Source organism: Streptococcus sp. KHUD_013 (genome assembly GCF_052588545.1).
In genome coordinates, this window is record NZ_CP186264.1 from 156005 (window position 1) to 167226 (window position 11222).

Sequence of the window (11222 nt, forward strand, 5' to 3'; positions counted from 1 at the left end):
GGATACAGATACGATCGCAGAATGGATAATGTAAAGGAAACAACAGGAAAACATCTGAAGACCCTCTTAGCTTTCATCCAAAAAAGAGGGATTATTTTTGTGGTCCTCGCAATGCTGGGCGTAGGCTACGGTCTTGCTGCTTCTGGGAGGCCACAAGACCAGCTAAATCAAGACCAGCAAGTGACCTTTCGTAAGGAAGAAGCTTATCTGCAGGCTTTCCTGGCGAAATCAGATCGACCAGAAGTTGGGGTGCATTTGGAGGAATTGCTGGAGTTTAAAATAGGAGATGGGACTGGTGGGCCAAGCACCAAGGGGACGACACCAGAGACCCTGGTCAAAAAATTAGGGGGAGCCAAGCAAGCTCGGCTTGAGTCAAAAGCTAGAACGCAGCTCCTTCGTCTCAGCTATGGAACGACACAAGATGGTCGAGATAGATACCAATTTGAATTTACCCATATGAAGGATGGCTACTATCTAACAGCTATTCAGGGCTATCAACCAACCTCTAAGCAGAATATAGAAAGTAAACAGCTGAAAAAGGCAGCCTTGACCAGTCTTGCTAGTGGGAAAGAGAAAACTGGCATGAAACTAGAAGACATTTTACAAAAGGTTGGCTTGCCACAATCATTGCTTTTGAATCATAAGGATGGAAAGACAGTTTTGGTCCTAACCTACCGTGCACAAGAGGGGCTCGTCTTTCTCACTTTGCAAGCCCAAAATGATGCTCGCTATCATCTAGTCAAGGTCGAATAAGGAGGAGTAAATGGATACAGTCATCAAGAAGTTAACAATTCCTGGTCTCCTGCTGCTAGCGCTCCTCCTAGGGATGGGATTAGAGGTCCTTAGTCATCCGCCGAAAAGTTCTACAGCGATAAGTGAAATAAAGAACTTATCAACTTTTAAAGCGAAAGAATTTCAAGGGGAGCGACTCTTAAAAGAAACGAATGAAAAAAAGGATTCGCCATGGACCTTGGACCAGATCGAGCACTTCCCTCTGTCGATAAAGAACCAAAACGGTAGCCTGAAGCAGACTGGAAGTCGCCTGGAGACCCTTCTGAAGGAGATGGGGCACCCCCAAGAGAAAGTTCTCTTTCAATCTACAGCAAGCAAGCAACCCAGTCTCTCCCTGCTCTATCGATGGGACGATAGGGGAAAGGGAGCCTCCATCCGTTTGCTTTTTAGCAAGGGGGCTGATGGGAGCTATCTGCTAGAAGAGATCGACGCCAGTTTAGCCAATCTAGACCGGGAGGGGAATATAGTTTTTTCAGAAAAAGTTTATCAAGGTTTGGAGCTTGGAGAAAAAATAAATCTGAAGGCCTTGTTAGGCAACTATCAGGGCCTACAATCCTTCGTCCGACGCCAAATCAGCCCTGATCAGGAAGGATTTCAACTATCCTTTCAGGATGAGAAGGGGAAATCTTATTTATTAGAGATTGAAATAATGGATGGTTCTTGCTATTTGTTGCGAAAGAGCCAGGTGGACTCTCAAGGGATTACAAGTCTTACCTGATAGAGGGGAGAAATTGAATGGAAAAAGGTAGAAAGATTCAGAGAGAATGGACTAAGGTCCCAGGTGGAAATAAAATCTCTTCAGAGCTCTCTTCAAAAAGTAATCTGCAGAATGATAGGATGGAACTACCAAGCAGGGTCAAAGAAGCAAAAACAGGGAAGCGAAATGGTGGAGAGAATCTTCAAAAAAGTGTGCTTAAGAAGTCTTACTTAGCTCATTTCTCTATTTTCTTCAAGCTAGTGCTAGGAGGTCTGTTCCTCTTGTTCCTTTTTAACATTGTGTCTCGATATGTGAAATCACCTGCGCATGATTCTCACTCTGTAAAATTAAGCAAGGGGACAGAGGCTCGTTTATCAGATAAGGAATTTAAAAATCTTTTTAATAAAAACTCTCGCTATACAGACCCAAATCATAAAATTGATATCAATATAGAGGAGGTTGTCGCATACATTAGAAAAATTAATGATGCCAACCTTACTATGGATGATATTTTCAACCAATTAGGAAAAGCAAGAGATGGATATGTGAGTATAGACTCTGATGGTAGTCGAGGAAGTGTATTGACGTATCTCCTTACCGATAATAAAGCAGCACTGGACTTTGATTTTAGTGAAAAGGAGAATCGCCTCCTTCTGCATTCGATCCAGTATTTTACCCTAGAAAGCCAGAGAGAATCAACTGAAAGAACAAGTGATGATTATAGTGCTCTTATTCCTCAGCCAGGTCAAGAGGGGGTGGAGTTGATGGAAGCTATCAAAGAATTGGGAGTACCAGATTGGCTCTATTCCAGTTTTTTACCTGGGACGGAGGCTCAAATTGCTATCTCCTATAAAGCAAGTGATGAGATGCGAGTTACCTTGTATTTTGATCAAGATGGAGATTTTTTCCGTTTGGGAAGTATGACGAAATTAAAGGATAAAAAAGAATAACTAAAGTGAGAAGGAGGAGTCTCATTCCGTTTTCTTCCATCCTGAGAAACGAGAATAAGGGAGAGTGAAATGCAAAAAGGTAGAAAAATTCAACGAGAATGGTCAAAAGTGCCAGGGGGGAATAAAAAAGTACCGGAGGTGTTTTCAGAAGGTCAACCACAAGGAGAGGTATTTGAATCCAAAGATCAATTTGAGGAAGACAAATATTCGAGATCAGATCGAGTATACGCATCCCAAATGGGCCAGTTCAAAGCATCCTGGTTTTCTCGTCGCAGTGGTCTCCTGAAGCTAGGGATAGGTCTTGTCGTCATTGTGTGTCTCTTTTGTGGGGCTCTCCACTATGTAAGATACCTTTCCCATCAAAGAGATTCCTATTCAACCACTAAAAAGACTGAGAAGCTCCCAACAGATTCATCCGTAAAAACTGAATTTACATTTTTTGGAGAAGATTCTCCTTATATTGACAAGGACCACAGAATTGAATTGTCCATAGAGGATTTCATTTCTTTAGTGAGAAAAGCGAATGAACCTAATGTAACGCCAGAGCAGATTGTCGATCAGATTGGGAAAGCGGTCTCTGGTCACCTGTCCTCTAGCTCCGACGGTAGCCAGAGAATCGGATTAGAATATGAGCTCGTCGGGGATACAGGGCGCTTGTCTCTTAATTTTCAGAAAGAACAAGATTCTATGGAACTCAGTAGTGTGACCTATTATACTAGGAAAAGTTTTAGAGGAGAAGTCACGAAAACAAGTAAAGACTATAAGGCTTTGCAAGCTTCATCTGAAGAAGGTCTAGAGTTGACAGAAGCTGTAAAAGAATTAGGAACTCCTGACTTTATGCATAATAATTATGCTATTGGGGGAGTCAAACGAATTACAATCGTCTATACTACAAGGGATAAGATGAGTGTCTTTATGTCTTTTGATGAAACTGGGGGAAGATTCCGTTTGAAGAGTATAAGGAGTGTTGAGGATAAATCATAATCGATAAGATCATCTGAGAATTCCTATTTAGGGGTTGTCAAAAAATTCTGGCCTCTCTACTTGTCTCTATTGGTCCAGAACGTGTTGCTTTGATGAAATTTTTAGATGAGAAAGAATTCTTGCAAATTATGCTATAATAGTAAAATCTAAGAGTTCAAAAGGAGTTTATCTTCCTAGAGGACTGACTACAAAGAACAAGAGGTACTGACATGACTGCACAAAAAATGACTGCACAAGAAATTATCGCCTTTATCGGCAATGCAGAAAAGAAAACCAACGTAAAAGTGACCTTTGAAGGGGAATTGGCAGGAGAGCTTCCAGCATCCGTTGTAAAGCTAGGCAATGTCCTATTTGGAGACTGGAAAGAGATTGAGCCCCTTCTTGCCAACTTAACAGAAAACAAAGACTATATCGTAGAGCAAGATGGTCGCAATTCAGCGGTACCTTTGCTGGACAAGCGTTATTTGAATGCCAGGATTGAACCGGGTGCGATCATTCGAGATCAGGTGACCATTGAAGACAATGCGGTAATCATGATGGGAGCCGTCATCAATATCGGGGCTGAAATTGGTGCAGGGACCATGATCGATATGGGAGCTATTCTTGGTGGCCGTGCAACGGTTGGTAAAAATAGCCATATCGGAGCAGGAGCAGTCCTTGCAGGTGTCATTGAGCCAGCCTCTGCAGAACCAGTTCGTATCGGGGATAACGTCTTGGTGGGTGCCAATGCCGTTGTCATCGAAGGGGTTCAAGTTGGCAATGGCTCTGTCGTAGCAGCGGGTGCGATTGTTACCCAAGATGTACCTGAAAATGTAGTGGTAGCAGGTGTACCTGCGCGCGTGATCAAGACGATTGACGAACAGACGCAACAAAAAACAGCGCTTGAGGATGCCTTGCGTAACCTATAATAGAGGAATAAGAAAAGGAAGCTGGGGGATACCTCGGCTTCTTCTCAAAAGAGGAAGATGGATATGACACTTGATTTAGTAAAAATTCGGCGGGACCTGCATCAAATCCCAGAAATTGGACTAGAAGAATTTAAAACACAAGCCTATCTCTTGGAGCGCATCGCAGAAATCACCGAGGGAAAAGAATTCGTCGAGCAGCGGACCTGGCGGACGGGGAGCCTGGTTTTTCTGAAAGGATCCAATCCAGAAAAGACCATTGGCTGGAGGACGGATATCGATGGACTGCCCATTATCGAGCAAACTGGCCTTGACTTTGCCTCCCGCCACGAAGGTCGGATGCATGCCTGTGGCCATGATGTCCATATGACTCTGGCCTTGGGCTTGTTGGAGCAACTGGTCCAAGTACAACCGAAGAACAATCTCTTATTCCTCTTTCAACCGGCTGAGGAAAATGAAGCTGGAGGCATGCTTATGTATGAAGATGGGGCCTTTGGAGACTGGCTACCTGATCAATTCTACGGCCTCCATGTCCGTCCGGACTTAAAGGTAGGCGAAATCGCGACCAATCGGGGGACGCTCTTTGCAGGGACCTGTGAAGTGAAGCTGACCTTTAAAGGAAAAGGTGGACACGCCGCCTTTCCCCATGAAGCCAAGGATGCCCTGGTCGCTGCTAGCTATTTTGTCACCCAGGTTCAAACCATTGTCAGCCGCAATGTCGATCCTATCGAGGGAGCGGTTGTGACCTTCGGTTCCATGCATGCGGGGACGACCAATAATGTCATTGCGGAGACAGCCTTTCTGCATGGGACGATTCGGACCCTGACCATGGAAATGAACCTCTTGACCCAGAAGCGACTCGAGACGATTGCCAGAGGGGTTGCAGATGCTTTTGATATGGATCTAGAGTTGGAACTTAAGCAAGGGGGCTATTTGCCGGTGGAAAACAATCCGGACTTGGCAGATGAACTGATGACCTTCTTTGATCAAGCAGAAGATGTCACCCTGATTGATATCCTGCCCGCCATGACCGGAGAGGATTTTGGTTATCTCTTGTCAAAAGTGGATGGAGTCATGTTCTGGTTGGGAGTGGACAGTCCTTATGCCCTTCATCACCCTCAGATGAGTCCCAAGGAAGAAGCCCTGCACGTTGGGGTCAAAGCCATTAGTCCTTTCTTAAAAATGAAAGCCAACCAATAAAGAGAGATGGAAATGAAAGCAAGTATTCGAAAAAGTGTATTGAAGAAGATGAAAGGCTTGGAGCCGGAGAACAAGCGAAAGGCTGATCAAGCCTTGATCCAGCGGTTGCGCTCTTTGCCAGCTTATCAAGCAGCAAGCGTGATTGCGACCTATTTGTCCTTCCCGCATGAGGTGGATACAAGTTTTCTCATTGATGCAGCTCTAGAAGATGGCAAACAGGTCGTCATCCCAAAAACCTATCCAAAAGGGCGCATGGAATTTGCAACCTATGATCCGCAGAACTTGAAACCAACAGGCTTTGGCCTCTTGGAACCAGAGGATGGGGCTCAAGCGGTAGATCAGTCGGAGATTGACCTGATCCATGTTCCCGGAGTGGCCTTTCAAAAGGATGGCTACCGACTTGGTTATGGAGGAGGCTATTACGATCGCTATTTGGCAGATTTCGACGGAGCGACCGTCAGCACCATCTATGCCTGCCAAGAAGTAGACTTTGCACCTGCCCCTCATGATATTCCAGTACAGGAGGTTCTTGTGGATGAATCAACTATTTGATAAGAAATACCCAGTGACCAGTAGCTTGCTTCTGTTAACAACCGGCGTTTTTCTATCCATGTTATTGCTTCGTGGCTTTGACTATGAATCGGTCCAAACTGTCTACGATTTTGGGGGTGTCTTAGGAGCAGAAATCCAGGTGGACCCAAGCCAGAGCTGGCGTTTGCTTGCTGCCATGTTTGTTCATGTTGGCTTGCAGCACTTTGTTTTGAACATGGTTACCCTCTATTTTATCGGGAGAATCGCAGAAGATCTATTTGGCTCGAAGGCCTTTTTAGCCCTCTACCTCTTATCCGGCTTAATGGGCAATCTTTTTGTGATGATCTTTTCCCCAGAAGTCGTAGCAGCTGGGGCTTCTACCGCCTTGTTTGGTATCTTTGGTGCCATTGCCAGTTTGCGCTTTATCGCTCGAAGTCCCTATATTCACTATCTGAGCCAACGTTATACTTCCTTGATTCTGATCAATATCCTCTTTAGCTTTATGCCGGGGATCAGTCTAGCAGGTCACTTAGGAGGCCTGGTGGGAGGAGGGCTTCTAGCCTTTGTCTTTCCCGTTTATGGTGAGCGAGATAGCCTGAAAAAAAGCTGGCGCTTGGTAGCTCTGTTTCTTTATACAGCTGGGGCCATCCTTCTTTATGCTTGGCCTTTACTTGCTCATCCCTTTTTATGATTTGTAACGAATTTGTAAATTATCTGAAAACTGAGTGAAGTCTCAGTTTTTTTGTATATAAAATCCAAAAATAAGCAGCTACACTCAAAAAGTTGCTCGAAAAGTGAATAAAGACAACATAAGAAAGCGCTTGCAAAAAGGATTGAAAAGGAGTAAACTAACAATTGTAAATATCTTTCTTATCCATTCATAAAATGGATAAAATATTAAATAAAAGGAGATTTGCAATGAAAAAATGGTTGATTAAGCTCTCGTTAGTAGCGATGGCTATATTGCTCCTTCCGTTTCAAGCTGTTGAGGCTTGTTGTGGATTTATCATTGGCCGTCAGTTGACCAAGGATGGTACCACCCTGTTTGGTCGGACTGAGGACTATCCTTATTATCCAAACGGCGGAAAACACAACAAAAACTATGTTGTTGTTGATGCCAAGAATTATAAGGAAGGAGACCAAATTCAGGACGAATCCAATGGTTTCACCTATCCTCATGCTGCCAGCGAAATGAAATACACAGCTGCTTATGATTCCGCTCGTGGAGATGGTAGCAATGGTGCATTTGGGGAACATGGCTTTAACGAAGCGGGTGTTTCCATGACTGCTACTGTTACAGCAATTCCAAATAAAAAGGTATTAGAAAAAGATCCACTGAAAAAAGATGGACTTCCAGAAGCTGCTATGCTCGACGTAATCTTACCTCGTGCAAAAACAGCTCGTGAAGCAATCGAATTACTTGGAAAAGTTATCGAAGAAAAGGGATCAGCTGAAGGAAATACAGTTGTAGTTGCTGACCAAAACGAAACCTGGTATATGGAAATTCTTTCAGGTCATCAATATGTGGCTGTAAAAGTACCTGAAGATAAATATGCAGTTTTTGCGAATACCTATTACCTTGGTCATGTCAACTTGAATGACACTGAAAATGTCATCGCCTCTAAAGATGTTGAAAAAGTAGCAAAAGAATCAGGAAGTTATAAGACTGATAAAGATGGCAACTTCCATATTGCTAAGTCTTACGGACCTGAAAAATATGCAGAAGGGGACCGTTCTCGGACTTATGCAGGGATTACAGTACTTGATCCAGAGTCTAAAGTGACTTACGAGGATGACGAATACGAACTATTCCGTTCTCCAACTAATCCAAATAAGAAATTTACTTTAGAAGATGCCTTTGCTATGCAACGGAATCGCTTTGAACACTTAAATGGTCGCTTCGTTCCGGACGATCAAATTGGAGTGAAGAAACAAGGTGACAATGGCGCAAACGACACGGTTCGCAAGGATCAATACAAATATGCACTAGGGAATGAAAACGTTATCGACGCTCATGTCTATCAAATCAATCCAAAACTACCAAAATCATTTGGTGGTACAGTTTGGTTAGGGATGGGACCATCACGGAACACTCCATATGTCCCATTCTATGGAAATGTGAAAGACACTTATGAAGCCTTTAAACCACAAACAGAAACCTATGATCCAAATTCTTGGTATTGGACTGTTTGGCATATTGACAACATGGCGATCAATAACCAAGATGTCTTTGGAAAATCAGTCCAAGATCACTGGAAAGCTCTTGAAAAACAATTGATTATTGAACAAGAAGCTAGTGATGCGAAATATAAAGCTTTGAAAGATAATCCCGAAGCTGCTAAAGCAGTAGAAGACGAAGTTACAGCAAATGCTCTTGCACTTTCTAAAAAACTATTTGAACACTTCAAATCTTATGAAGCAGATATGCATGCGCGTTTGATTGAGTTAGGTCGTAAAGATGATCCATATCGTGCCTCTAAGCCTGATGATTACAAAGACCCAGAACCAGAAAAACCAGTTCAACCAGAAAAACCGGTTCAACCGGACAAACCAGTAGAACCAGAAAAACCAGTTCAACCGGAAAAACCAGTACAGCCAGAAAAAACTCAGCCAATTCAAACGAAAGTCAATGAAGAAGGCAATCCAAATAACCGTTTCGGTTATGCAGCTACAAAAGATAAGGAATCTTATGTTTCTACTAAAGTTGAAACATTTGTGAAACCAGAAGAAAAGGTTCAAGACCCATCTGAAGCAGTTTCAGCTGGTAATGGCGGAAATGAGAACAATCGTTTTGGTTCGTCTTTCGAGAAAGCAACTGTCGAAACTTTCCCAAATACAAATTATTCTTACAATGTTCATCCTTAAACAATAAGAATTAAAAAGTGAATTGGACCAAGTCCAATAAAAAGAAAGAGGCTGGATTTTTTATCCAGTCTCTTTTTTACGAAAAAAGATTGACCATTGTAAGGTAGCAAAGCCCTTACATTATATGGCCAGTCTTTTTGTATTCTTTTGATTTGTAAATGATTAGTCTGCAGTTTGTTCAGATGCTTCTAATTTTTTCCCAAGGTCGATAATATATTGTTTAAGATCATTTTTGACTTGTGGGTGTTTCAAAGCATAGTCAATAGAAGTTTTCATAAAGCCAAATTTATCCCCCACATCGTAACGTTGCCCTTTAAATTCACGGGCAAAGACGCGTTGTGTTTTATTAAGGGTGTCGATCGCATCCGTCAATTGAATTTCATTGCCAGCACCTGGTTCTTGATTTGCAAGAATATCAAAGATCTCAGGAGTTAAGAGGTAGCGTCCGATAATGGCAAGGTCACTTGGTGCTTCCTCGGGTGCTGGTTTTTCTACAAAGGTTTCAACGCTATAAAGTCCGTTGATTCCTTCTCCTTGAGGAGCAATGACTCCGTAAGCAGAAACCTCTTCGTGAGGGACTTCCATCACAGCTATCGTTGATGCATGGGTTTCATCGTAGTCGTTCATCAATTGTTTGGTCAATGGCAGGGCATCGTCATTGGTGATATCCATGAGGTCATCTCCCAACATGACGACGAAAGGCTCATTTCCAACGAAGGCTTTAGCCTGAAGAACAGCATCTCCAAGTCCACGGGGATGTTTTTGACGAATGAAGTGGAGACGCATCCCTGTTGTTTCGTCTACTAATTTCAAAAGGTCATTTTTCCCTTTTTCTTTGAGGTTATACTCTAGTTCAAAATTTGAATCGAAGTGGTCTTCGATTGAACGTTTTGATTTGCCCGTTACAACCAGAATGTCTTCGATACCTGATTTGAGAGCTTCCTCTACAATAAATTGAATCGTCGGTTTGTCAACGATTGGTAACATTTCTTTTGCCAGAGCTTTGGTAGCTGGGAGGAAGCGGGTCCCCAAGCCAGCTGCAGGAATGACTGCTTTTCTAACTTTAGTCATGCGGTTTCCTTTCTAAAAGGTAGGATTTATGATAGGGTGGTTGACTTATTTCCACTCGTTTTCTTCTTTAAATTCATTGCTCATCATGTTGTGGATGGCTTCGCGGATATCTTTTCCTTCGTAGATGACTTGGTAAATGGCCTGTGTAATCGGCATATAGACATCCAATTCTTGCGCCAGTTCATGGGCGACTTTGGTCGTAGAGATCCCCTCAATGATCATCCCCATGTTGGCTTCAATGTCCACTAATTTTTCACCACGTCCGAGAGCATCCCCAGCTCGCCAGTTGCGGGAGTGGACAGAAGTTCCGGTAACGATCAAGTCACCGACCCCAGACAAACCACTATATGTCAAGGGGCTAGCTCCGAGCTTAACGCCAAGGCGCGTGATTTCAGCGAGACCGCGCGTGATGATGGCTGCTTTGGCATTGTCACCATAACCAAGACCGTGCAGGGCTCCAGCCCCGACCGCGATGATATTTTTCAAGGCCCCAGCAGTTTCCACTCCGATAACATCTGTATTGGTATACAGACGGAAGTAGTGGTTGCTAAAGAGTTCTTGAACATAGCGGGCAACTTCTAAATCTTTAGAGGCTGCTGTAATGAGAGTGATGTCCCGTACGATGGTCTCTTCCGCGTGACTTGGTCCAGAAACAACTACAACCTCACTGCGAAGAGAAGCGGGGATTTCTTCTTCAAGGATTTGGGAAATTCGATCATGTGTACCAGGCTCTAACCCTTTGGATGCGTGCATGACTGTTACAGGGTGATCCAGTGTTTCAGCGACTTGTTTAGCGACCAAGCGGGTCACCTTTGTAGGAACGACAAAAAGGATAGCGTCTATTCCGTCCAAGGCAGCTTTCAAATCAGTCGTAGCAGTGATTTCTTCACTAATAACGATATCTTTGAAATAGCGTTTGTTGGTATGATCAGTATTGATTTCATCGATTTGTTCTTGGATATTCCCCCAGAGACGGACTTCATGGCCGTTATCATTGAGGACTTGTGAAAGGGCTGTTCCCCATGAACCAGGACCCAATACTGCAACGGTTTGTTTTTCCATTGTATCTTCCATTTCTATGTCTATTTTTCAACAAGGCTAGGAGTCTAGCGCTTGCGCCTTCGAAACGGCCCCAAGTGAGCCTTGAAGGACAATTCTATTCTTCTCTCTATTTTAACATATTATAGGTGAAAAAACTTGTATGACTATCAATTGTTTTATGAAGAA

11 protein-coding genes are annotated in these 11222 nt (G+C 43.3%); 9 read left to right on the forward strand and 2 right to left on the reverse strand.

Features of this window, described 5'->3' with window-relative positions; all coding sequences use genetic code 11:
• Window positions 1–21 precede the first annotated feature (21 nt).
• From ACOXXR_RS00700 to ACOXXR_RS00740, 9 genes are all read left to right on the forward strand, one after another.
• Window positions 22–753 carry a hypothetical protein gene (locus tag ACOXXR_RS00700; RefSeq protein WP_445278536.1) on the forward strand — a complete coding sequence of 244 codons (732 nt, stop codon included), beginning with the start codon at window positions 22–24 and terminating at the stop codon, window positions 751–753.
• A gap of 10 nt (window positions 754–763) precedes the next feature.
• Complete coding sequence (locus tag ACOXXR_RS00705; RefSeq protein ID WP_445278537.1) at window positions 764–1510, forward strand: hypothetical protein; 747 nt, start codon at window positions 764–766, stop codon at window positions 1508–1510.
• Window positions 1511–1527: 17 nt separating this feature from the next.
• The gene (locus ACOXXR_RS00710) at window positions 1528–2439 is read left to right on the forward strand and encodes a hypothetical protein (protein WP_023024612.1); all 912 of its coding nucleotides are present in this window, start codon (window positions 1528–1530) and stop codon (window positions 2437–2439) included.
• Between the two features lie 69 nt (window positions 2440–2508).
• Window positions 2509–3423 carry a hypothetical protein gene (locus ACOXXR_RS00715; RefSeq protein WP_154854325.1) on the forward strand — a complete coding sequence of 305 codons (915 nt, stop codon included), beginning with the start codon at window positions 2509–2511 and terminating at the stop codon, window positions 3421–3423.
• A gap of 209 nt (window positions 3424–3632) precedes the next feature.
• Complete coding sequence (gene dapD, locus ACOXXR_RS00720; RefSeq protein ID WP_006595464.1) at window positions 3633–4331, forward strand: 2,3,4,5-tetrahydropyridine-2,6-dicarboxylate N-acetyltransferase; 699 nt, start codon at window positions 3633–3635, stop codon at window positions 4329–4331.
• A 63-nt stretch (window positions 4332–4394) separates the two neighbouring features.
• Window positions 4395–5528: an N-acetyldiaminopimelate deacetylase gene (locus tag ACOXXR_RS00725; protein ID WP_445278538.1), complete on the forward strand. Its 1134-nt coding sequence runs from the start codon at window positions 4395–4397 to the stop codon at window positions 5526–5528.
• A gap of 12 nt (window positions 5529–5540) precedes the next feature.
• A complete protein-coding gene (locus tag ACOXXR_RS00730) occupies window positions 5541–6080 on the forward strand; it encodes a 5-formyltetrahydrofolate cyclo-ligase (protein WP_445278539.1) in 540 nt (179 codons plus the stop codon).
• Window positions 6064–6750: a rhomboid family intramembrane serine protease gene (locus ACOXXR_RS00735; protein ID WP_445278540.1), complete on the forward strand. Its 687-nt coding sequence runs from the start codon at window positions 6064–6066 to the stop codon at window positions 6748–6750. The genes ACOXXR_RS00730 and ACOXXR_RS00735 overlap by 17 nt, the downstream gene beginning before the upstream one ends.
• A gap of 227 nt (window positions 6751–6977) precedes the next feature.
• A complete protein-coding gene (locus ACOXXR_RS00740) occupies window positions 6978–8924 on the forward strand; it encodes a C69 family dipeptidase (protein ID WP_445278541.1) in 1947 nt (648 codons plus the stop codon).
• 162 nt (window positions 8925–9086) lie between these two features.
• Here ACOXXR_RS00740 and galU read toward each other — a convergent pair whose 3' ends face one another.
• The gene (gene galU / locus ACOXXR_RS00745) at window positions 9087–9995 is read right to left on the reverse strand and encodes a UTP--glucose-1-phosphate uridylyltransferase GalU (protein ID WP_223357097.1); all 909 of its coding nucleotides are present in this window, start codon (window positions 9993–9995) and stop codon (window positions 9087–9089) included.
• 45 nt (window positions 9996–10040) lie between these two features.
• Entirely contained in the window at window positions 10041–11057 is a 1017-nt protein-coding gene (locus tag ACOXXR_RS00750) for an NAD(P)H-dependent glycerol-3-phosphate dehydrogenase (RefSeq protein ID WP_223357096.1), read from the reverse strand.
• Between the last annotated feature and the right edge of the window lie 165 nt (window positions 11058–11222).

Excerpts from the sequence above, each read along its gene's own strand:
- galU (WP_223357097.1), bottom strand. The coding sequence starts at position 9,995 with ATGACTAAAGTTAGAAAAGCAGTCATTCCTGCAGCTGGCTTGGGGACC.
- ACOXXR_RS00750 (WP_223357096.1), bottom strand. The coding sequence starts at position 11,057 with ATGGAAAAACAAACCGTTGCAGTATTGGGTCCTGGTTCATGGGGAACA.
- ACOXXR_RS00725 (WP_445278538.1), top strand. The coding sequence starts at position 4,395 with ATGACACTTGATTTAGTAAAAATTCGGCGGGACCTGCATCAAATCCCA.
- dapD (WP_006595464.1), top strand. The coding sequence starts at position 3,633 with ATGACTGCACAAAAAATGACTGCACAAGAAATTATCGCCTTTATCGGC.
- ACOXXR_RS00740 (WP_445278541.1), top strand. The coding sequence starts at position 6,978 with ATGAAAAAATGGTTGATTAAGCTCTCGTTAGTAGCGATGGCTATATTG.
- ACOXXR_RS00715 (WP_154854325.1), top strand. The coding sequence starts at position 2,509 with ATGCAAAAAGGTAGAAAAATTCAACGAGAATGGTCAAAAGTGCCAGGG.
- ACOXXR_RS00705 (WP_445278537.1), top strand. The coding sequence starts at position 764 with ATGGATACAGTCATCAAGAAGTTAACAATTCCTGGTCTCCTGCTGCTA.
- ACOXXR_RS00700 (WP_445278536.1), top strand. The coding sequence starts at position 22 with ATGGATAATGTAAAGGAAACAACAGGAAAACATCTGAAGACCCTCTTA.
- ACOXXR_RS00710 (WP_023024612.1), top strand. The coding sequence starts at position 1,528 with ATGGAAAAAGGTAGAAAGATTCAGAGAGAATGGACTAAGGTCCCAGGT.
- ACOXXR_RS00735 (WP_445278540.1), top strand. The coding sequence starts at position 6,064 with ATGAATCAACTATTTGATAAGAAATACCCAGTGACCAGTAGCTTGCTT.
- ACOXXR_RS00730 (WP_445278539.1), top strand. The coding sequence starts at position 5,541 with ATGAAAGCAAGTATTCGAAAAAGTGTATTGAAGAAGATGAAAGGCTTG.